Annotated in this window: 34 protein-coding genes; 7 read left to right on the top strand and 27 right to left on the bottom strand. The window is 46.8% G+C overall.

From position 1 onward, the window contains the following. Positions 1-121 precede the first annotated feature (121 nt). From TTER_RS03785 to TTER_RS03775, 3 genes are read left to right on the top strand one after another with little or no spacing between them, the layout of a single operon-like run. Positions 122-736 (top strand): sigma-70 family RNA polymerase sigma factor, encoded by a 615-nt coding sequence (locus TTER_RS03785; protein ID WP_012874708.1) that lies wholly within the window; start codon positions 122-124, stop codon positions 734-736. Continuing rightward, entirely contained in the window at positions 729-962 is a 234-nt protein-coding gene (rsrA, locus tag TTER_RS16335; RefSeq protein ID WP_012874707.1) for a mycothiol system anti-sigma-R factor, read from the top strand. The genes TTER_RS03785 and rsrA overlap by 8 nt, the downstream gene beginning before the upstream one ends. Positions 963-983: 21 nt before the next feature. Continuing rightward, positions 984-1,538, top strand: a complete 555-nt coding sequence (locus TTER_RS03775; protein WP_012874706.1) for a DUF3090 domain-containing protein — start codon at positions 984-986, stop codon at positions 1,536-1,538. 398 nt (positions 1,539-1,936) lie between these two features. Here the strand turns inward: TTER_RS03775 and queG are convergent, their stop codons facing one another. Both queG and TTER_RS03760 read right to left on the bottom strand, forming a co-directional pair. Next, the gene (gene queG / locus TTER_RS03765) at positions 1,937-3,088 is read right to left on the bottom strand and encodes a tRNA epoxyqueuosine(34) reductase QueG (RefSeq protein ID WP_012874704.1); all 1,152 of its coding nucleotides are present in this window, start codon (positions 3,086-3,088) and stop codon (positions 1,937-1,939) included. A 28-nt stretch (positions 3,089-3,116) separates the two neighbouring features. Continuing rightward, complete coding sequence (locus TTER_RS03760) at positions 3,117-4,592, bottom strand: MDR family MFS transporter (protein ID WP_012874703.1); 1,476 nt, start codon at positions 4,590-4,592, stop codon at positions 3,117-3,119. Positions 4,593-4,697: 105 nt separating this feature from the next. Between TTER_RS03760 and TTER_RS03755 the strand changes: the two genes are divergently transcribed. From TTER_RS03755 to TTER_RS03740, 4 genes are all read left to right on the top strand, one after another. Next, positions 4,698-5,822 carry an acetoin utilization protein AcuC gene (locus TTER_RS03755; RefSeq protein WP_012874702.1) on the top strand — a complete coding sequence of 375 codons (1,125 nt, stop codon included), beginning with the start codon at positions 4,698-4,700 and terminating at the stop codon, positions 5,820-5,822. 15 nt (positions 5,823-5,837) lie between these two features. Next, positions 5,838-6,602 carry a nucleotidyltransferase domain-containing protein gene (locus TTER_RS03750; protein ID WP_012874701.1) on the top strand — a complete coding sequence of 255 codons (765 nt, stop codon included), beginning with the start codon at positions 5,838-5,840 and terminating at the stop codon, positions 6,600-6,602. A 15-nt stretch (positions 6,603-6,617) separates the two neighbouring features. Next, a protein-coding gene (prfB, locus tag TTER_RS03745) for a peptide chain release factor 2 (protein WP_012874700.1) occupies positions 6,618-7,737 on the top strand; the annotation gives its coding sequence in 2 pieces (ribosomal slippage) (positions 6,618-6,686 and positions 6,688-7,737; 1,119 coding nt in all). A 20-nt stretch (positions 7,738-7,757) separates the two neighbouring features. Beyond that, positions 7,758-8,417, top strand: a complete 660-nt coding sequence (locus TTER_RS03740) for a DsbA family oxidoreductase (RefSeq protein ID WP_012874699.1) — start codon at positions 7,758-7,760, stop codon at positions 8,415-8,417. Positions 8,418-8,514: 97 nt separating this feature from the next. Here the strand turns inward: TTER_RS03740 and rpsI are convergent, their stop codons facing one another. From rpsI to rplP, 25 genes are all read right to left on the bottom strand, one after another. Further along, complete coding sequence (gene rpsI, locus TTER_RS03735; protein ID WP_012874698.1) at positions 8,515-8,919, bottom strand: 30S ribosomal protein S9; 405 nt, start codon at positions 8,917-8,919, stop codon at positions 8,515-8,517. A gap of 17 nt (positions 8,920-8,936) precedes the next feature. Further along, positions 8,937-9,377 (bottom strand): 50S ribosomal protein L13, encoded by a 441-nt coding sequence (gene rplM / locus TTER_RS03730; protein ID WP_012874697.1) that lies wholly within the window; start codon positions 9,375-9,377, stop codon positions 8,937-8,939. Positions 9,378-9,379: 2 nt separating this feature from the next. After that, complete coding sequence (truA, locus tag TTER_RS03725; protein ID WP_012874696.1) at positions 9,380-10,102, bottom strand: tRNA pseudouridine(38-40) synthase TruA; 723 nt, start codon at positions 10,100-10,102, stop codon at positions 9,380-9,382. A gap of 27 nt (positions 10,103-10,129) precedes the next feature. Next, positions 10,130-10,486 carry a 50S ribosomal protein L17 gene (rplQ, locus tag TTER_RS03720; RefSeq protein ID WP_012874695.1) on the bottom strand — a complete coding sequence of 119 codons (357 nt, stop codon included), beginning with the start codon at positions 10,484-10,486 and terminating at the stop codon, positions 10,130-10,132. Between the two features lie 2 nt (positions 10,487-10,488). Beyond that, positions 10,489-11,529 (bottom strand): DNA-directed RNA polymerase subunit alpha, encoded by a 1,041-nt coding sequence (locus TTER_RS03715; protein ID WP_148211881.1) that lies wholly within the window; start codon positions 11,527-11,529, stop codon positions 10,489-10,491. 102 nt (positions 11,530-11,631) lie between these two features. Beyond that, positions 11,632-12,036, bottom strand: a complete 405-nt coding sequence (gene rpsK / locus TTER_RS03710; protein WP_012874693.1) for a 30S ribosomal protein S11 — start codon at positions 12,034-12,036, stop codon at positions 11,632-11,634. A gap of 49 nt (positions 12,037-12,085) precedes the next feature. Further along, on the bottom strand, positions 12,086-12,460 hold the full coding sequence (gene rpsM, locus TTER_RS03705; protein ID WP_012874692.1) for a 30S ribosomal protein S13: 375 nt from the start codon (positions 12,458-12,460) through the stop codon (positions 12,086-12,088). Positions 12,461-12,472: 12 nt separating this feature from the next. Then, a complete protein-coding gene (rpmJ, locus tag TTER_RS15280; protein WP_012874691.1) occupies positions 12,473-12,586 on the bottom strand; it encodes a 50S ribosomal protein L36 in 114 nt (37 codons plus the stop codon). A gap of 21 nt (positions 12,587-12,607) precedes the next feature. Next, positions 12,608-12,829, bottom strand: a complete 222-nt coding sequence (gene infA, locus TTER_RS03700; protein ID WP_012874690.1) for a translation initiation factor IF-1 — start codon at positions 12,827-12,829, stop codon at positions 12,608-12,610. A gap of 20 nt (positions 12,830-12,849) precedes the next feature. Further along, positions 12,850-13,596 (bottom strand): type I methionyl aminopeptidase, encoded by a 747-nt coding sequence (gene map / locus TTER_RS03695; protein ID WP_012874689.1) that lies wholly within the window; start codon positions 13,594-13,596, stop codon positions 12,850-12,852. A gap of 26 nt (positions 13,597-13,622) precedes the next feature. After that, entirely contained in the window at positions 13,623-14,273 is a 651-nt protein-coding gene (locus TTER_RS03690) for an adenylate kinase (protein WP_041424637.1), read from the bottom strand. 26 nt (positions 14,274-14,299) lie between these two features. Next, positions 14,300-15,601 carry a preprotein translocase subunit SecY gene (gene secY / locus TTER_RS03685; protein ID WP_012874687.1) on the bottom strand — a complete coding sequence of 434 codons (1,302 nt, stop codon included), beginning with the start codon at positions 15,599-15,601 and terminating at the stop codon, positions 14,300-14,302. Between the two features lie 2 nt (positions 15,602-15,603). Next, positions 15,604-16,065, bottom strand: coding sequence for a 50S ribosomal protein L15 (gene rplO, locus TTER_RS03680; RefSeq protein WP_012874686.1), 462 nt, complete (start codon positions 16,063-16,065; stop codon positions 15,604-15,606). 22 nt (positions 16,066-16,087) lie between these two features. Further along, on the bottom strand, positions 16,088-16,276 hold the full coding sequence (gene rpmD / locus TTER_RS03675) for a 50S ribosomal protein L30 (RefSeq protein ID WP_012874685.1): 189 nt from the start codon (positions 16,274-16,276) through the stop codon (positions 16,088-16,090). Then, positions 16,266-16,838 (bottom strand): 30S ribosomal protein S5, encoded by a 573-nt coding sequence (gene rpsE / locus TTER_RS03670; protein WP_012874684.1) that lies wholly within the window; start codon positions 16,836-16,838, stop codon positions 16,266-16,268. The genes rpmD and rpsE overlap by 11 nt, the downstream gene beginning before the upstream one ends. Positions 16,839-16,847: 9 nt before the next feature. Next, positions 16,848-17,225 (bottom strand): 50S ribosomal protein L18, encoded by a 378-nt coding sequence (rplR, locus tag TTER_RS03665; RefSeq protein ID WP_012874683.1) that lies wholly within the window; start codon positions 17,223-17,225, stop codon positions 16,848-16,850. A 15-nt stretch (positions 17,226-17,240) separates the two neighbouring features. After that, a complete protein-coding gene (rplF, locus tag TTER_RS03660; protein ID WP_012874682.1) occupies positions 17,241-17,795 on the bottom strand; it encodes a 50S ribosomal protein L6 in 555 nt (184 codons plus the stop codon). Positions 17,796-17,814: 19 nt separating this feature from the next. Further along, positions 17,815-18,219: a 30S ribosomal protein S8 gene (gene rpsH, locus TTER_RS03655; RefSeq protein ID WP_012874681.1), complete on the bottom strand. Its 405-nt coding sequence runs from the start codon at positions 18,217-18,219 to the stop codon at positions 17,815-17,817. An 8-nt stretch (positions 18,220-18,227) separates the two neighbouring features. Beyond that, positions 18,228-18,413: a type Z 30S ribosomal protein S14 gene (locus TTER_RS03650; protein ID WP_012874680.1), complete on the bottom strand. Its 186-nt coding sequence runs from the start codon at positions 18,411-18,413 to the stop codon at positions 18,228-18,230. A 22-nt stretch (positions 18,414-18,435) separates the two neighbouring features. Continuing rightward, positions 18,436-18,990: a 50S ribosomal protein L5 gene (rplE, locus tag TTER_RS03645; protein WP_012874679.1), complete on the bottom strand. Its 555-nt coding sequence runs from the start codon at positions 18,988-18,990 to the stop codon at positions 18,436-18,438. Positions 18,991-19,000: 10 nt separating this feature from the next. Next, on the bottom strand, positions 19,001-19,324 hold the full coding sequence (gene rplX / locus TTER_RS03640; RefSeq protein ID WP_148211880.1) for a 50S ribosomal protein L24: 324 nt from the start codon (positions 19,322-19,324) through the stop codon (positions 19,001-19,003). A 68-nt stretch (positions 19,325-19,392) separates the two neighbouring features. Continuing rightward, on the bottom strand, positions 19,393-19,761 hold the full coding sequence (rplN, locus tag TTER_RS03635; protein WP_012874677.1) for a 50S ribosomal protein L14: 369 nt from the start codon (positions 19,759-19,761) through the stop codon (positions 19,393-19,395). A 1-nt stretch (position 19,762) separates the two neighbouring features. Then, positions 19,763-20,020: a 30S ribosomal protein S17 gene (gene rpsQ / locus TTER_RS03630; protein ID WP_012874676.1), complete on the bottom strand. Its 258-nt coding sequence runs from the start codon at positions 20,018-20,020 to the stop codon at positions 19,763-19,765. An 8-nt stretch (positions 20,021-20,028) separates the two neighbouring features. Further along, complete coding sequence (rpmC, locus tag TTER_RS03625; protein WP_012874675.1) at positions 20,029-20,220, bottom strand: 50S ribosomal protein L29; 192 nt, start codon at positions 20,218-20,220, stop codon at positions 20,029-20,031. An 18-nt stretch (positions 20,221-20,238) separates the two neighbouring features. Continuing rightward, complete coding sequence (rplP, locus tag TTER_RS03620) at positions 20,239-20,673, bottom strand: 50S ribosomal protein L16 (protein ID WP_012874674.1); 435 nt, start codon at positions 20,671-20,673, stop codon at positions 20,239-20,241. Between the last annotated feature and the right edge of the window lie 26 nt (positions 20,674-20,699).

Here is a 20,699-nt window from a genome sequence, read left to right as displayed (position 1 = left end):
CTCCAATCAACATAATAGCCAGTAGACCGGTACAACTGGTTAGGGATTTTTTGTCTTCTAATTCCAACTATAGGCTATAATAGATTTGTAGCCCGCAACATGATTGCGGGCAGAGTTGCTTATGGGACAGTATACAGATACACAACTACAAACTGAAGATCTATTCTTTGAAGAGGCCTTATCATACATAGATTCCCTGTACCGCACTGCCCTCAGATTAACCAATAACCCAGCGGATGCAGAGGATCTAGTACAAGAGACTTATCTTAAGGCTCATCGTTTCCGCGATAGTTTCAAGCCAGGAACAAACCTGCGTGCTTGGTTGTTCAGAATATTGACAAACACATTTATAAACGATTACCGGAAGAAGTCTCGCCAGCCTCAAACCACCGAGATGGGTGAGCTAGGCGAGATGGAAGATTACTATCTGTTCAGAAGGGTCAAAGAGGCTGGTGAGTCTCTTGGAGAGGACCCAGAGCAAACTGTCTTGAATATGTTTGTTGATGAAGAGGTAAGAGAAGCTTTAGACTCTCTACCAGAACAGTACAGGTTACCTGTGCTTCTGGCAGATGTGGAGGGCTTCTCTTACAAAGAAATAGCAGACGTTCTAGGGATTCCAGTAGGTACAGTGATGTCCAGATTACATAGGGGTAGAAAACAGCTACAGCAGAAGCTCTGGGAGTATGCTCGCCAAAGAGGGTATAAAGTAGAGCCTCCGGAGGCACAAAATGAGTGATTGCCACGAGGTACATCAAAGGCTGTACCTTTACCTAGATAGGGAATTGCTTCCGGAGGAGGTCATAGAGATAAGGCAGCATATTCTCAACTGTAAAGAATGCTTCGAGTTGGTGAGCTTCGAGTCCGGAGTGATCAAGCTTATTAAAAGGGATTGTGGGTGTGATAAGGCCCCAGACCATCTAAAGGCGCGTATAAAATCGATCCTAAAGAAGAAAACATATTAGTAGAGGTCGAGCTAATACTATATGGCAAGTGAGACTTACGACTTCGGAGTTATTGATAGACTAGGCGCGGACGCCGTTGGACTCCCGGGTCAGAGGACATTTCGCCTAAGATTTCTTAACGAACGCGGCGAGGGGGCTGACCTGTGGATAGAGAAAGAGCAGATGCAGGCACTAGGGCAGGCTATAGAGCAATTGCTTGCGCAGCTTAGTGATGACCCTTTTATAGACCTGGTAAGCAATGAACCAGAAAAGGAAGAACCCAACATTCAGCTACCTTTCCCACAACCGCCGACGGTGGAATTCAAGGTGGGGAGACTAGCTCTTGGCTACGACGAAGGGAAAGGGCGCTTTGCTTTGCTAATACATGATATTGAAGAAGAACAAGAAGGTGCACCTGATTTCAGGTGCTTGGTTACAAGGGAGCAACTCAAAGAGCTGAGTAAGCAAATTGACACCGTAGTGAAAGCGGGCAGACCCCGCTGCCCCCTATGCGAAACTCCGCTTACACCTGGTGTAGCTCACTTCTGTCCACCCTCTAATGGGCATGCTCGGGTGCAACTGGAGGACGAAGGATAAATAAATTGAGCCTGGTAGCTAATTTACAGCTACCAGGCTCGTACTTGGTCACTTGCGTGCCACCCTCTGTGACTAAATAGATGCCACCATCCTCTCCCGATTTATACAGAAGCCATCTCCTGAACTTATAACCCTGATATTGCGCATCTACGGGTAGCCTAGACTCGGAATCCCTTACGAATGATTGATTTCCTATTTTTAGGATCTCAGGAGGGTCAGGATTCATCCTAGGCAGAATGCCTCTCAATCTACTACAGTAACCACTACTCACCCGATAATTGCTAGGACCCTCCCATTTGTTCACCAGCGCTGCATGCAAAGGATAGTTGATCCACCCATAAATGCAGGTACTAGCAGCTATGATCACAGAGACCAGCAACAGCATATTGGCTCTAGAGTTATACCTCAATCTCATCTAATGCTAGCTGTATCTCCTCTCTTACATAACTATCTTCCTCTATTTGGAGGCGGGATTCCAAGGCATATTTAGCCTCAGACCCGCCGAGTCTACCCAGAGCCCAGGCAGCATGCCCTCTAACTAGGGGCTCGTGATCAGACAAAGCCTCCACCAAAACTGGCACAGCCCTTCTGTCGCCGGAGTTACCAAGAGCCACAGCCACGTTTCTTAATAAGCCCCTACGTTTGGTTCTTTTCACAGGGCTTCTTCTGAATTTGTTTCTGAATTCATCTTCAGTCATTCTCATTAGGCTTACGAGATCAGGTCGATGTCCCCACCCAGGTAGATCCGAAAACTCAGGATGATTAGGCTTCTTGCCCTTTATATTTACAGGGCAAACTTCCTGGCATATATCACATCCAAATATCCAGTCCCCGATAAGTGGCCGTAAGTCCCTTGGTATAGGACCCTTTAACTCTATCGTTAGATAAGAGATGCATCTTCTACTATCGAGAACACCAGGAGCTACCAGAGCACCTGTAGGGCAAGCTGATATACACCTTGTACAACTCCCACAAGACTTCCTTATATGCGAAGAAAGGGGGAGGTCTATATCAACTAAGGCAGTTCCTAAAAGTACCCAAGATCCATAGCCTGGAATCAGAATATTGGTGTTCTTTCCGTACCAACCTACCCCTGCCCTGGCTGCCACCGCTCTATCTATTACAGGGCCACTATCCACACTTATTCTGGAAGCGAAATCCTTGCCAGTTATAACCTTCAGCTTATCAAGGAAAAGCTCTATCTTCTCCTTTAGAAAATAGTGGTAGTCCTCCCCTAATGCATATCTAGCAACCCTACCCCTGATAACCCCATCATTTTCATTGGGAACGTTGGAATCTCTTAGGTACGAATACGCGAAAACTAGTATGCTCCTAGCTCCTGGTAGCATATCCTGAGGAGAGCACCCCAAATTTATGCGTTCTGGTGTTATCCACCTCATCTCACCAAAATAGCCTTTAGCATATCTTTCCAGGTATATCTGCCTTACATCATCAAAGGAATCAGCAGAAGTCACTCCTACCACATCGAGAGAACATTCCGTAGCCAGCTTCTTGATATCTTCTATGGTTAGAACAAGAGAAGTCTGCATAACACTTTACTATAACAAAAATGTGCTGCTAACCCTTGTCATTTATATCTCCAGAAGGCATAAAACATATGGCGATGAAGGTGATGCAGGCAGTGACTAACTGCCAGAAGAATACCGACTGGGAAGCATGAGAGATAGCTAACCTTACAGACTCCATGCCTTGGACAACAGCGCCGGATGAACCAGGCTGTAACAACTGGTTTATCATCTGAGGGGCTCTTGGGCTGTTAAGATCGGATATAAGTACGTTATTCGCTATTGCACCCAATAAAGCCACCCATATCGACGCGCCCATGCTCCTAAGAAACAAGTTAGAGGATGTAGCAACTCCCCTACGACTCCAATCTACCGCGTTTTGAATACCTACTATAAAAGCCGTAGTAGAGAAACCCATACCCGCCCCTATAACAAACGAAGCAACGGCAATCAGCAGGGGGCTGCTCAGATGTGAGAAGTAGAATAATAGCCCAGAACCCAGGACTAGGAAAACTCCTCCAACAACGGCTGTTATCCGGTATCCTACCCTCAAGATTAACCTTCCAGAAAGCGATGAGGCTATAGGCCACCCGATAGACATCGTTGCCAGCACAGCCCCAGCCACCGTAGCGGACGTACCCAGTGATCCCTGAGCAAACAACGGAACGTAGGTTGTAGCACCTATCATAACCCCACCAGCTAGCAAACTGGCTATACCAGAGACAGCTATCATCCTATCGGCAAATATCGATAGTGGCAGTATAGGTTCCGAAACCCTGACCTCAACCAATAGAAATGCAATAATAGATAGCACTGCAAACAAAAACACCGATATGCTTTGCGCGCTGACCCACTCCCAGTCCCTGCCTCCTGACGTGAGCGCCAGCAATAATGCTGCTGAACCTGCCATCAAAGCAATCGCGCCTACGTAGTCCACAGAATGTTGGTGCACTTGAGTCTTCTCATGAAAGAAAAATATGAGAACCAGGAGAGATAACAAACCAGCCGGTAGGTTTATTAGAAATACCCAGCGCCAGCTAGTGTTGTCAACTATTAACCCGCCCAAAGCAGGACCAACTATGGCAGATATCCCCCACACGCTACCCGTCAAACCTTGTACACGGGCTCTCTCCTCAATACTAAAGATATCTCCAAAGATAGTCATAGTAATAGGGAGTATCGCACCAGCGCCAATACCTTGAATACCTCTGAATATGACCAGCTGGAGCATGCTCTGAGCCAGGCCACATAGACCGGAACCCAACAAGAACACGAGAATACCAAACAGGAGAACCCTCTTACGACCATAAAGATCGGCAAGTTTCCCATATATCGGAACAGTGACTGTGGACGTCAGAAGGTATATCGAGAACACCCAACTGTAAAGACTAAAACCGCCTAAAATGCCAGTTATAGTCGGCATAGCAGTACTTACTACGCTGCTATCCATAGCCGAGAGGAAAGTGGCCAACATAAGGCCCACAACTATCAGCTTGCGCGAATTTCTTGCAAGACCTTCAGATACCACAAGTAACTCCGTTCACCTTCTAGAATTTGTATGATACAAGGAAAGAATCTACAAAGAACGGGTTTGACGGAAGAATAATCTATCTAGCTAGGAGTTAGCCTAATTATGAATAGACCCCTCTATGTTTTCTATGGGGATGAAATCCTAACCTATTACTTTGGGCCATCCCATCCATTTAACCAGAAAAGAGTAAAACTGTCTGTTGATCTTATGAAAGACCTGGGATTATTTTCCCATAAGAACCAACTACTACCTATACGCCAAGCATCCATAGAAGAGGCACTTGCCTTTCATCAAGAAAAGTACATAAATTTCCTGCAGGAAGTAGAAAAGACAGGAGACATCTATCTAGATCAAGGAGATACCCCAAGTTTCCGAGGATGTCTGCAAGCCTCATTGTGGATAGTCGGCGCCACGCTACAAGCTCTGGATGCAGTACTAACAGAATCCGTCTATGCGTTCAATCCGGGCGGAGGTTTACATCACGCACATAGATATAGAGCTTCTGGGTTCTGTATACTCAACGATGCAGCCATTGCATTAGAGATAGCTAGACGCAAATATGGCATTAATAAGGCAGCATATATAGATATAGATGTCCATCACGGAGACGGAGTATTTTACGGATTCTATGCTGAAGATTGGCTTCTAGACTTAGATTTACACCAAGATGGTAGAACGTTATTCCCAGGAACTGGATTTGTGCAGGAAATAGGTGAGGGGGGTGCATTAGGACTAAAGCGGAACATACCGCTTGCCCCCGGTGCAAGCGATGACTCAGCTATGTATGCTTGGAGAGAAGTCATAGAACCTTCGATAAGGGAGTTCAAACCTGAAATGATAGTCATGCAATGTGGGGCTGATGCTCACTACGGAGACCCGCTAGCCATGCTGAGTTGGAGCAACAACACCTACACCAACTTCGCAAGATCTATAGCTGAGCTATCAGAAGAAATATGTAACGGCAGGTTGTTACTTCTAGGGGGAGGGGGGTACAAACCCTCTAATGCGTGTCTGGCATGGGCAGCAATAGCTTTGACCGTTTCTGGTCAGGAGGCTCCAGACAGCTTACCTGATAGTTGGACAGAAAAGTTTAAGGAAGCCTATGGATATTCCCCCCCGGAGAGTATATTAGAGCCCGAAACACAAGACCCAAGAACTCTACAGTCAACCCAAAAGACTGTTCAAAACCTGAAGGCATTGATCCAAAGCAGAATAACCCCAAGCTAAATTAGGTTAAGAAATATGGAAGGCAACAAAGAGCAGGTAAACGAGCTGGTCATAAGACTATCCGGAGAATTAGCAGCACAAGGTGCTGCAGCGGTGATCCTTCTAGGAAGTAATGCCAGGGGAGATGCAGATAGCAGATCAGATATCGACATCTATGCGCTGGGAGAAGGGCCAGGATACACCCTTAGAATCATAGACAACAGATTAGTTTCCATCTCCTGGCACAAGATGGAAGATGAATACCTGGCATTCCATGCTCCTGAACGAGCAGTCTATACCGTACCCGCATGGAGGGATGCAGTCATATTATACGACCCCAGCGGGATTGCTGACCAAATCAAGAGGCATGCACTAGAATGGACTTGGGAAGAGATAGATCCAAAGAGGATAGACAGATACGTAGCGGACGAGATCACTGGACTCGCTGAAGAAGTAGTTAAGCTTGTTGTTAGCATGGATAAACATAATTGGACTAATGCAGCAGCTCAGAGATCAGTGCTAGCACTGAGAATCCCTGTCATACTGGCAGTACAAAAAAAGATTCTATATCGAAGCGAGAATGAGGTCTGGGATAAGATCTCTAACATTATGGGACATAAATTCTCCCAAGCTATGAAGCAGGCTCTACTCTGTGATGGTGTAGTCCTCACAGAAAGTTGTCAGGCAGCATTGGACATGTACTATATTGCTGCACAAGAGGTCTACAAGATGCTGAGCCCAAGACAGAAAGAGGTAGTTGACTACGCCTGTACGATTGCTAAGTGTAGTAAGACCAATTAACGGAGGTGAAAGCAAATGTACGAAGAGTTGAAGGACAAGATAGATAACCTCAGGGAAAGGATATCCACCTTCAAGGAGCATCTTTGACCTGGAGAATAAGCGTTTAGAGATAGAAAAATTGGAGCAACGAGCCGCCAGCAGCGAGCTATGGGCAGATCCTGCCGAAGCTCAGAAAGTGATGAAAAACCTGAATGATCTTAAAGATCAGCTTGAAGTATGGAGCAAGATAGAGCGTCGGCTGGAGGATGCAGAAGTATTACTGGATTTAGCATACGAAGAAGATTCAGCTTCGGATTTTCATGAAGCTGCTTCACAGATTCGTGCCCTGGAAAACCAGCTAAACCACCTTGAATTAGAACTACTTCTTTCCGGAAGTTATGACCAGGAGGATGCAATCATAGCTATTCATGCTCGAGAAGGTGGTATAGATGCTCAGGATTGGGCCTCCATGCTGGTCAGAATGTATCTCCGATGGGCACAAAGAAGAGGTTGGCAAGCCGAGCTGGTCAGCAGCATAGAAGGCGAGGAGGCAGGCTATAAGTCTGCCACTATAGAGATCAAAGGCAAATATGCCTATGGTTATGCCAAAGCCGAAGCTGGACAGCATCGTCTGGTAAGACTATCACCTTTTGATCAAGCCCATAGAAGGCATACAAGCTTTGCCCTTGTAGAGGTTCTTCCCGACGTTGAGGAAACTCCCGAAGTCCAGATAAGAGAGGAAGACCTGAAAATCGATACTTATAGGGCCTCGAGCGCAGGAGGACAGCACGTAAACAAGACGTCATCTGCGGTGAGGATCACACACATCCCGACAGGTATAGTAGTAACCTGCCAGAATGAGCGCTCTCAGTTCCAGAACAAGGAGACAGCACTAAAGATCCTTAGAGCTCGGCTACTCGAGTTAGAGCTGAGAAGGCAAGCCGAGGAACAAGCTAGGCTTAAGGGAGAACACATCGCAACAGGATGGGGATCTCAAATAAGGTCTTATGTCCTCCATCCGTACACAATGGTCAAAGATCACCGTACTGGCTATGAGGTCTCAGATGTAGAGTCCGTGCTGGATGGAGAAATTGATCCATTTATCGAAGCCTACCTGAGCCAAACACTAGCTGCAGGAGACTCGGCAAGAGTATAGTAAATGCTGGGAGGAACATCATGGCCACGCTCGAGTTCTGGGCCGACTACATATGTCCCTGGGCGTATGTAGCAAGGGTAAGGATAGACCCTCTTATAAAAGAGTACAAAAACAGTGTAAAGCTTGAGATAAAAGCACTACCCTTAGAGTGGGTCAATGGAGTCCCCACATCCAGGGAATCTCTAGAGGCCGAATGGTGGGTAGCTGCAGTTCATGATCGCAGAGCTGTATTTGGTTTGTACAGAGACAACACTTTCCCTAATACAGCCATCCCTGTTTTCAGAGCAGGTAAAGCTGCCCTATTACAGTCATATGACAAGTTCCTGGAATTTGACCTGCAAGTGCGTAGAGCTCTCTTTCAAGACGGGATGGATATCTCTAAAGTAGATGTATTGCTAAGTATCGCAAGTAGGGTAGGGTTAGATCTAGACCGCTTCAGGAAATATATGGATTCCGAGGAATCCCTCGAGGCTGTAAAACAGGATTACGAACAGGGACGGGAAAAGTTGGATCCCCAGGGCAGCCATTCATTTGTACTCCCGAACGGTAAGCATTTGTACAATCCGGCGGCAGCATCCATTACTTGGGATAGAGATAGGATAGTAGGTTTGAATCCGCCTCCCTGTATAGGCTCCAACTGTGATGAGATCTATAGATTGCTATTCGAAATCAGCAAATAACAAAATAGTTCAGGGAGAGATGGTTAATTATCACCCTCTCCCTGAACTATTCTCTTCAAGATGGCAAGATAGAAAGGCAAAATCAGCCTACAGGATATTATCGCTTAGTGTACTGTGGAGCCTTGCGAGCTCTCTTAAGTCCCACCTTCTTGCGCTCTTTGACTCTCGGATCCCTTGTCAATAATCCTGCCTGCTTGAGGGACTGACGCAGGTTCTCATCAAATGCAAGCAAAGCCCTGGCAATACCATGGCGTACTGCCTCAGCCTGCCCAGTTACACCTCCCCCCTCGACCTTAGCCACCACGTTAAACCTGCCCTGAGTACCGGTAACACGGAAGGGCTGCTCTAGAGCAACTCGATAAGCATCTCTCCCGCCAAAGTATTCCTCGGCAGATTTATCGTTGACTATTATCTGGCCGGTACCCGGATAAAGACGTACTCGGGCAACAGAGGTCTTTCTTCTACCTGTTCCGTAGTAATATCTTACTGCTGTGTTAGTCAATCTGCCCTCCGTCCAATCTACTTCAGATTAGTGATTTTGTATTCTTTTGGCTGTTGAGCAGCGTGAGGATGCTCAGGTCCAGCATATACTTTGAGCTTTCTAAATAGGTCTCTACCCCTTCTATTCTTAGGTAGCATTCCTTTAACAGCAAGCTCAAGCGCCCTGGTAGGGTGCTTAGCAAGCATGGCTTCCAAGGTAGTTGCCTTTATCCCTCCTGGATAGCCACTATGTCTGTAGTAGACCTTTTGTTGTAGCTTCTTACCGGTAACGGATATCTTATCGGCATTGACTACAATTACAAAGTCGCCGGTATCAAGGAAAGGAGTGTACACAGGCTTATGCTTGCCCATTAACAAGCGGGCTATCTCAGACGCTAATCTACCCAGGTTCTGACCAGTAGCATCTATTAGCCACCAATCCCTAGTGTAATCATTAGCCTTAGGTGTATAAGTCTTCATGCTCAGCATTCTCCGTAACCTACTTCAACTAGTGTTAAGTTCTTTGCCGGGGCTGGCCCCGGAAGTAGCTGTCTAGCCTTGATCTCAACGGCCCTTAATAACTCAACGACCTCTATTTTACCAGTTCCGACCCATATTAGTGCGCTCACAATCCTTCTGACCATCTGGCGAAGGAAAGCATCAGCAACAATTTCAATACATAGGTTATTAGCCGCCTTATCCCAGATTACATTTATATCAAGTATTCGCCTCACGGTCCCACGCGGCCCCAATTCGCTCTGGGAAGCAAAAGCAGCAAAATCTTTCTCTCCCACCAAGGCCCTAGCTGCCTGCCTCATGCTTTCAACGGATATAAAACCAAAACGTGCTATCTCATCTTTTGAAAAAACGTATCTGTACCTTCTCCAGATTGCCGATTTCCGAGCATCAAAATTATCCGAGACCCTCTCAACCTTTCGGATCTCTATACCTTGAGTCAAGTATTTCCTTAGTTTTTCTAACAGCTCTTCTGGAGTACCAGGCCAATCCGCTTTTATAGTAGCTACCTGGCCTAGAGCACTTACGCCTGCATCAGTACGGCCTGCGAGTACAGCCCTACACCTGGAACCTGTTACCTTTTCCCAGGCATTTTCCAGCTCTTCCTGAACCGTACGTTTACCAGGCTGTATTTGTGATCCTGAGAAATATTCCCCCTTATAGCTTATTACTAATTTCCAGGTGCTCAAAGGGATCCCTTTTTCTACAAAACACTTTTATTCTATTATCTCGATAACCGCCATGGGAGCACCATCTCCTTGGCGGTTGCCAAGCTTATAGATGCGTGTATAGCCCCCATTCCTTCCACTCATTCTAGGTCCTATGTCATCAAACAGCTTAGCAACAGCTATTCTGTCGCCAAGTCTTGACTCAGCAAGACGCCGATTATGAGGCGTATCTTCCAAGCTAAGCGTGATCAAAGGCTCGACTATACGTCTGACAGCCTGAGCTTTAGCAAGTGTGGTGCGTACCTTATCGTGCTTGATAAGGGACACAGTAAGATTTTTTAGCATTGCGGCACGTTCATCGGGTCTACGGCCAAATTTCTGAGACCCTGCTACTCTATGTCTCATGGTTAACTTTCTCCCTCCATATTAGAAGTTGAAACTGACACTGCGTCACTAGAAGATCGAGCCAGTACCCCTATGGGTTGATCGTCCGGAGCGTTCTCTATTGCACCCTCTGGGAGATCAGATGGCAAATATCCAAACTCTTTGAGCTTGGCTTCAAGCTCATGAAGCGATTTGTCTCCAAAGTTTCTTATGCTGAGCAAGTCATCCTTGGTCTTACTAAGTACTTGCCCTACAGTCGTAATGTGGGCACGCTTCAAGGAGTTCAAAGTCCTGGCACTGAGACCTAGCTCATCAATACTCCTGTTGTCTACCTCAGGCACCGACATGGTCTCTGTTGGTAGCTCGATACCAAAGCTGGTCTCAGCGTTAGCATAGGCAGCTATAATCTGGAACTGCCCTACCAATATCGATGCCGCCTGACTAAGAGCCTCACCAGGGGCAATGGTACCATCCGTCCAGATTTCAATTATTAGGTTGTCGTAATCAGTACGCTGCCCAACTCTTGTGCGCTCAACGACATAATTGACCTTTGTCACAGGACTGTATATAGCATCGACTGGAATGCGTCCGATCTCAAAGAAGTCCTGCGACTCAGCAGGTACATATCCTCTACCTTTTTGCACGGTAAGTTGCATGCTCAAGGTAGCATCCTCAGAATCTAAGGTAGCTATAGGCTGGTCAAGGGAAACTATATCAACGTCTGCATGCGGCCTTATATCAGCAGCCGTTACAACCTTAGGTCCTGTAGCCTCTAATCTCAAAGTAACTGGTCTATCTGAATAACTTCTGACCCTAATACGCTTTATGTTCAATATAATGTCGGTTACATCTTCCTTCACACCAGGCAAAGCCATGAACTCATGCCTGGCACCCTCTATCTGTACAGAGGTGATAGCAGCACCCTCCAAGCTGCTAAGCAATACTCTTCTAAGCGCATTGCCTATAGTAAGACCATAACCAGGCGCTAGAGGTGATATACTGAAGCGTCCGTAGTTATCAGCTATACCTATGCATTCTACCTTGGGTGTTGTCAATTCAATCACTGAATCTAGCCTCCTCTGGGCTTGGACTCTCAAAAATATCAAATAATTGAGGAACTGGGGCATAACGCCGTCCAGTTCCCTTTAAGCTAGAACGAGAAATAACTAGACTCTTCGGCTCTTAGGCGGACGGCAACCGTTATGAGGTATGGGCGTAACATCAGAAATAGACATTACGTTAAGCCCAGCCGCCTGTAGAGAACGAATTGCAGCTTCGCGGCCAGCCCCAGGCCCCTTAACGAACACATCAACTTGTCGCATTCCATACTCCATGGCCTTCCTGGCTGCATTTTCCGCGGCTACTTGTGCTGCATATGGTGTGCTTTTTCTGGAGCCCTTAAAACCAGATGCTCCAGCGCTCGACCAACACAACACGTTCCCGCTGGGATCAGTTATAGTAATAATAGTGTTGTTAAAGCTGGATACTATGTGAGCTCTTCCGCGAGGAACTTGTCTGCGTTCCCTTCGCCTTGCTCTTGCTTGTGCTCTTCTTCTTGCCTCCTGAGACATCCTTACTCCTACTACTCTAAAATTTTTTAGTTCAAGCTATATCAGCAAACTACCTCTTGCTCTTACGTGCGCCAACGGTCTTACGAGGACCTCTTCTCTGCCTTGCATTAGTACGTGTTCTCTGCCCATGAACAGGCAGATTCCTTCTATGTCTTATACCGCGATAGCAGCCTATCTCTATAAGCCTTCTTATATTCTGCGCCACCTCTCGGCGGAGATCACCCTCCACCACATATTCATGCTCTATTACATCTCTAATACGAGCAACCTCATCCTCGGTTAGATCCTTGACCCTGGTATCTGGATTAACGCCAGTCTTTTCCAGGATCTTCTTACTAGACGTAGGTCCAATTCCATAGATATATGTAAGAGCCACCTCCACTCTCTTGTCTCTTGGTAGATCGACCCCAGCAATTCTCGCCATTTATATCTCCTTCTAACCCTGTCTTTGCTTATGCCTTGGATTAGTACAGATCACACGCACAACGCCTTTTCTTCTTATGATCTTACACTTCTCACAACGTACCTTTACAGAAGCTCTAACTTTCATGAGTAGACCTCTCCTACAACGTTATCTATATCTATAGGTAATTCTGCCCCTGGTAAGGTCATAAGGGGACAACTCAACAAGCACACGATCTCCAGGCAGGATACGTATGAAATTGAGGCGTATCTTGCCTGATACGTGTGCCAGTATCTCATGCCCATTATCCAGTTGTACCTTGAACATGGCATTGGGCAAGGCTTCTACAACCTTACCCTCAACCTCTATGACGTCTTTCTTTTTCGACAACCTGCTTTCCTTCTCCTACCCTACCTAGTTAGTATAAAAGGACCGTCTTCTGTGATAGCAACGGTATCTTCTATCTGCGCTGAAAGTTTACCATCCTTGGTTTTAACAGTCCATTTATCTTCTGCAAGAATCACCTCATGAGTACCCTCGTTAACCATCGGCTCTATTGCCAGAGTCATCCCTACACGAAGAATAGGTCCCTGCCCGGGAAAACCAAAGTTTGGAACCTGAGGATCCTCGTGCAGGCTTCTGCCCACTCCATGGCCCACATAATCCCTAACCACGGAGAAACCCTCAGACTCCACCACTGTTTGGATTGCAGAAGATATATCTCCTACTCTGTTACCAGGGACCGCTTTGCTTATGCCAGCATCTAGAGCCTTAGCTGTTACACTCACTAACCTCTTAGCAGCTGCAGACGCATGACCTACCCAGAAAGTCCTGGATGCGTCTGCATGAAAACCTTCATACAAAGCCCCAACATCAATTTTTACAAGGTCACCTTCACGCAGCTGCCTGCTGCTAGGTATGCCATGCACAACTTCTTCGTTTATACTTATACATGCAGAAGCTGGAAAACCATAAAGGTTTTTGAAAGAAGGTTTGCAGTTTTGGTTCCGTATGTAAGATTCTATAAATGCGTCTAATTCTCCCGTAGTGACGCCAGGCTTAATCTTAGGCACGAGAAGGTCAAACAGATCCCTCAACACCAGACCTGCCCTTCTCATCCTATCTATTTCTTTTTTGGACTTAAGTATTATAGCCAAAACGCCTTCCAGAAGTAAGTTTATGTCTACAAGTCACGTTTTAAGATCGTCATTATATCCTGGGTTACCTGCTCAACCGGTTTGTTAGCATCAACCTTATAAAGTATTCCCCGTGACTGATAGTAATTAACCAAACCCTCGTTTTCCTTGGCCCAGACCTGTAGCCTTTTTTCTATAGCCTCCGGGGTATCATCAGGACGTTGATACAACTCACCTCCATCCAGATCGCACTTGCCCGGAACCTTGGGAGGCTTAGTTTCGAGGTTGTAGACCGCTCCACAAGTCCTGCATATTAGCCTCCCTGTAAGTCTCTTCTTGACTACTTCGAGAGGAGCTACTAATTCTACAACTTTGTCTATCTGACTCCCATTACTGGCCAAGGCTTTATCCAAAGCTTGGGCTTGAGTTACATTCCTAGGGAACCCATCTAGGACAACTCCTTGCCCATTTAAGTGCTTGTTTATCTCCTGCACTATGAGCTCTATAACCACATCATCTGGAACGAGCTCACCAGCATCATAGTATTTCTTTACCAGTCTTCCCAGCGGCGTATCTAGCTCCCTAGCCTCTCTCAGTAGGTCACCGCTAGCTATATGTCTTAGGCCTAATCTTGTTTCAAGTTCGGCTGCCTGGGTACCCTTTCCAGATCCTTGAGGTCCCAATAGGATAACGTTCACTATCCAACCCCAAAACAATAAATTTCTTACTTTATGAAGCCCTCATATCGTCTCATCAGCAGCTGGGCTTCTAGCTGCCTCATCGTGTCTATAGCCACTCCTACTACTATCAGGAGCGCAGTGCTGCTTATCAGCACATTATTCAATCCCGTGACGATTCCAACTAGCCAGGGCAATATCGCCACGAATCCAAGGAAGAGAGCACCTATAAGGGTTATCCTATTCAGTACCTTCTGCAGATACACCGCAGTTGGTCTGCCTGGACGTATACCAGGAATGAACCCTCCTTGCCTCTGCAGGTTTTCTGGAATGTTCTGCTGCTGGAATATGACCATTGTGTAGAAGTAAGTAAAGACCACCACCAGGAAGAAGTAGCCAACCTGGTACAGCAAAGATTCTGGATTGAAGGTAGCCTGAACCCACTGTGCTATATCCCTAATTATCTGGCTACGAGCACCAAGGAAAAAGCTAGCTACAGTGCTAGGAAAGATCATGATTGAAATAGCAAATATCAACGGGATCATACCGGCATAGTTAACTCTTAGTGGGAGGTGGGTGCTACCTCCACCGCGTACTATCCTGGCACCACGCACACGACGTGTATACTGTATAGGTATTCTCCTCTCCCCTAGAGTTATCAGAACTATTCCAGCAATAGTGATAACAGTTACTACTACTATTGCTAAGATCTGGAAAAAGCTAATGAATGCAGTCCCACCACTAAGGACCTGACCAGCTATGCTTGGCAGGTTCGCGACTATACCACCAAATATGATGATTGATACGCCGTTCCCAATACCTTGCTCAGTTATAAGCTCTCCCATCCAGACTAGCAGCATGGTGCCAGCAGTCATGGAAGCGATCAGCGATAGGGTTGTAAGCCAGCTTGGACCAAACAGCCCAAATTCCGGTATGACACCTTGCGAGTGTAATAGAGATGCCTGACCATAAGCCTGGAGGGCAGCAAGCGGTACAGTTAGATAATGTGTATACTGGTTGATCTTGATACGTCCCTGTTCTCCCCCCTCCTTAGACAATTCCATAAGGCTAGGGATAACGGGTATCAAAAGCTGCATTATTATGCTTGCTGTTATATATGGATAAACACCCATAGCCACTATGGAGAAGTGACGTATGGTGCCTCCTGAGAATATGTTGAGGAGATTGAGCGTCTGATTCTGCTCAAAAAGATTCCTCAACCTCTCAAGATCCACACCCGGGATTGTTATCTGAGCCAACGCTCTGAATATAACTAGTATACCCAGGGTGAATAGTATGCGACGTCTAAGATCTGGTAGCCTCCAGGCATTAACAAGTGCTTGCAACATCTCTATATCAGTTCCTCTACACGACCTCCAGCAGCCTCGATTTTCTCTTTGGCGCTGGCAGAGACCTTATGTACCTTGACGGTTATGGCTCTATCAATCTCTCCCTCGCCCAAAACCTTTACAAGCAGGTCACCTCTCTCCAACTTCTTTCTAGGTACGAGCCCTAGATCTACAAAGACCTCTGGAGTGAACTCACTTATTGAGGGAAAACGCTGCAGGTCAGAGAGGTTGAAGACTTTATATTCCTTCCTGTTAGGATTTGTAAAACCACGCTTGAAAGGCATCCTTTGTATCAGAGGATTCTGTCCGCCTTCAAACCCTATCCTCAGATCATTGCCGGTACGAGCTTTCTGACCCTTGGTACCCCTCCCAGCAGTCTTACCATGACCAGATCCCGTACCTCTTCCGACACGCTTCCTATCTTTGTGAGCACCGACAGGTGGACGCAATTCGTTCTGCTTCACTTTCCCTCTTACACTCCCAAATTTATTCTTTGATTTCCTCAACAGAAACCATGTGCTGAACTTTCCTAATCATACCCCTAAAAACAGGGGTATCAGGTTTCTCTACTACAGAGCCGATACGCCTTAAACCAAGAGACTTAACGGTAGCTCTCTGCTTTGGAGTTCTATCGATTAGAGACCTTTTCAGGGTTATTCTCAACTTATTGGCCATTCTGAGCCTCCGTTGATTGGCCATTATTAACTGCACTAGAGCCATTATTACCGCTCTTTTGATTAGATGTAGAAACTCTTCTTCTCTGAGCCATAATCTGTTCACGTGATCTCATTAGAGACAACCCTTTGAGAGCGGCACGAGTAAGGTTGACTGGGTTATTGCTACCCAGGGATTTAGTTAGAACATCTCTGATACCAGCAGCCTCCATAACGGCACGTACACTGGCCCCTGCAACTACACCAGTACCAGGCGCTGCTGGTTTGAGTAGCACCTTAGACGCTCCGTACTTGACCGTTATCTCATGAGGAATAGTGCCGTTGTGTATAGGCACCTCTATCATGTTCTTCTTGGCATCCTCCGCGCCCTTACGAATAGACTCGGGCACCTCACTCGCGTGCCCCAAACCTACCCCCACATGGCCCTGTCCATCGCCAACAACGACCACAGAGCTGAAGCTGAAGTGTCTTCCACCAGCATGGACTTTCGCCACACGGTTTATCTGCACTACCCTTTCGGTCAGATTTTCAAGTTGATTCGAATCTATGCGTTTACGGGGCACTTTGACCTCCTAGAAATCAAGTCCTGCTTCTCTTGCGGCTTCTGCCAAGGCCTTTACCCTGCCATGGTACAGCCAACCACCACGATCAAATACTACCTTGCTTATACCCTTAGCCTTCGCACGCTCTGCTACGAGCTTCCCCACCTCTCTAGCTTCCTCTACTTTGGTTAGTTGAGCCATCTTGCTCCTGATCTCAGGCTCCAAAGTAGATGCTGCCACCAGGGTATGGCCTATAGTGTCATCGATAATTTGAGCATAAATATGCTTTGCGCTTCTAAACACGTTCAACCTGGGTCGTTCGGGCGTACCATTTACTTTCCCTCTGACCCTTATATGACGCTTTTGACGAGGAGAAAGCTTTTTACCAACGTACTTCGCTGCTCTCATTTATCCCTTTCACCCTTATCGTCGACCGCCACCAGCCTTGCCGGCCTTACCAGCCTTTCTCCTGATGACTTCGTCGACGTACTTGATTCCTTTACCCTTATAGGGTTCCGGTTCTCGCACAGACCGTATGCGTGCTGCCTCAGCCCCCACTAGCTGCTTGTCAATACCCTGCACACTTATGCGCGTGGGGCTCTCAACTACATAAGTTATGCCTTGAGGGGGCTGCAATCTTACAGGATGAGAGTACCCAACAGATAGCACCAAAGAGTCTCCCTCCTTGGTAGCCCTGTAACCAACACCGCTTATCTCAAGATCCTTACGAAAACCTTGAGTAACACCAATTATCATGTTGTTTATAAGAGTCCTGGTGAGACCATGGAGAGACCTATGATATTTTTCATCAGATTTACGAACGACCCGCAAGGTGGAGTCCTCACGGATAACTTCAATCTCCCCAACTATCTTCTGCCTTAGCTCACCCTTAGGTCCCTTTACTATAACCTCTCCATCCTGTACAGTAACATCCACGCCAGACGGTATCTGTATGGGAGCATTACCTATTCGAGACATCTCTCCAACTCCTTGCGATTTACCAGACGTAGCAGATTATCTCGCCACCTACACCTTGCCTATAGGCCTGGCGCCCAGACATAACCCCCTTGGGGGTTGATAGGATGGCTGTGCCTAGGCCACTAAGAGGTCTTGGGATCTGACTACGCTTGGTATAGATGCGCAAACCTGGCTTACTAATCCTCTTTATACCCCTTATGACTGGCTGTCTATCCTGATCGTATCGAAGAGTGATCCTTATTTCAGGCTGATTACCCTTACCAGGAACAACCTGGTAGTCCTCGATATAGCCTTCCTCCTTTAGGATCCTAGCAATAGCTTCCTTCATCTTAGAGGAAGGTAGTGCCACCACCTTATGGCGTGCCTGAGATGCATTACGCAATCTTGTCAGCATATCAGCAATTGGATCAGTTGTTGTTCCCATCACTTCTCCTACCAACTAGCCTTGATCACTCCAGGGATTTGCCCCTTAGACGCCAGTTCCCTGAAACATATTCTGCACATACCAAACTTTCTAATATAGGCCCTGGGCCTACCGCAGAGCTTACATCTGTTGTAAGCTCTGGTCTTGTATTTTGGTGGGCGTGAAGCCTTTACTATAAGAGCTTTCCTTGCCAATTAAGCCTCCCTATTCAATAGACTATGCAGCTTGTTGCCTTCGGAAAGGCATACCAAGAAGCTCAAGAAGCCTCCTTGCTTCCTCATCAGTTTTAGCAGTTGTAACTATACTGACCTCAAGACCTCTTATCTTGTCTATCTTGTCGTAATCTATCTCAGGGAAAACCACCTGTTCCCTGAGCCCCAATGTATAGTTACCTCTACCATCAAAAGACCTGGCAGAAACCCCTCTGAAATCTCTTATCTGAGGCAAAGCAATGTTGATAAGACGGTCTAGGAATTCCCAGGCCCTATCGCCTCTAAGAGTAACCATAACCCCTATTGGGTTACCCTGCCTGATCTTAAACTGAGCTATGCTCTTCCTAGCTCTCGTAATGACCGGCTTTTGGCCCGTTATGGCTGCAAGATCAGCAGACGCAGCATCCAAGGCTCTGGGGTTCTGAGTTGCCTCTCCCAGACCTATATTGAGGACTACTTTTTCTATCTTAGGTACCTGCATGGGATTAGAATAATTGAACTCCCTTTGCAAAGCAGGTACCACTTGTTCTTTATACAATTGCTTGAGTCTAGGTACCACCTATAACCCCCTAGCTTCTCTCAATACTTTCGTTACATCTTCGGCAGTATCTAGTCTTATGACCCTTCTCATCCCTCTTGATAGCAACTCTAGTTGGCGCACCACAATGAGGGCATACAGCCATTACGTTGCTTACATGTATAGGGCTTTCCATCTCAATTATGCCGGCCTGTTGGACTCCGGGGCGGCCTCGCTGATGCTTCTTAACAATGTTGACCCCTTCCACAACCACTCGGTTCTCGGAAGGGATCGATCTTCTTACTACGCCCCTTTTGCCCTTATCCTTGCCGGCGATGACCAAAACTTCATCGCCTCTCTTTATTCTCACTGCCAATACCTCAGTCAATTATTGTCGGGCACAAGATATTATTATATACAAGTCAAACTGCTTGCGCCAATAAATTAGAGCACTTCAGGAGCTAGGCTGATGATTCTGCTGAAGTTCTTCTCTCGGAGTTCTCTAGCTACAGGACCAAATATTCTTGTTCCTCTTGGGTTACCCTGCTGATTTATAAGCACTGCTGCGTTATCGTCAAACCTGATATAAGAACCATCTTCCCGAGCTATAGGCTGCGCAGTCCTCACTATGACAGCGCGCACAACATCACCCTTCTTGACAGCCCCATTAGGTTGGGCTTGCTTGACAGATGCGATGATTACATCACCTACAGAGGCGGTCTTGCGATTTGAGCCTCCAAGGACACGGATGCACATGATCTCGCGGGCACCCGTGTTGTCTGCGACACGCAATCTAGTCTGCGGCTGGATCATCTTACTTGCCTCTCTCCAGAATGTTTAATACCCGCCATCTCTTCTCTTTGCTTAGAGGGCGAGATTCAATGATCCTCACAATGTCACCCACCTTGGCCTCATTGTTCTCATCATGTGCTTTGAATCGACGCACCCTACGCACAGTCTTGTGATAAAGGGGGTGCTTCTTGAGGTAGGTGACTGCGACGACTACAGTTTTGTCCATCTTGTCGCTAACTACCTGTCCGACCTTTATTTGCCTTCTACCTTGCTCTCCCATATGAACTCCTACCGTCCACGACGCTCACGTAGTATAGTTAGTATCCTCGCTATATCCTTCTTTAGAAGCCTTATTCTGGCGGTATTGACGGACTTGCCTGTAGCCAGCTGAAACCTAAGATTAAATAGTTCCTGCTTGGCGTCTTGCAGTTGCTGCTTGAGCGCGGCATCATCCATCTGTCTAAGTTCTGAAGCCCTCATTTTACCAGCTCAACTCCTCTATTCACTTGTTTCTACTACTCCGCCTTCCCGCTCAACGATTCTGGTCTTTACGGGAAGTTTATGCCCTGCGAGCCTTAGAGCTTCTTCAGCCACCTCTCTGCGTACACCTGCTATCTCAAAGAGGACTCTTCCTGGACGGACAACCGCCACCCATCGATCGGGTGAACCCTTGCCGCTACCCATTCTTGTCTCTGCAGGCTTAGCAGTAATGGCTTTATCAGGGAATATTCTTATCCAGACCTTACCACCACGCTTGACATGGTGAGTTATAGCGCGCCGGGCAGCCTCTATCTGCCTATTGTCTATCCAGGCAGCTTCAAGTGCCTGCAAACCAAACTCTCCAAAAGCAACCGTTGTACCTCTGGAAGCAGTCTGTTCGTTAGTTTCACCCCTATGGGGTTTACGATATTTGACTCTCTTAGGCATCAACATAATTACTTAGCTCCTCCAACGCTTAC

It is taken from the genome of Thermobaculum terrenum ATCC BAA-798, from assembly GCF_000025005.1.
GTDB lineage: Bacteria > Chloroflexota > Chloroflexia > Thermobaculales > Thermobaculaceae > Thermobaculum > Thermobaculum terrenum.
This window is presented reverse-complemented; position numbering and strand designations above follow the sequence as displayed.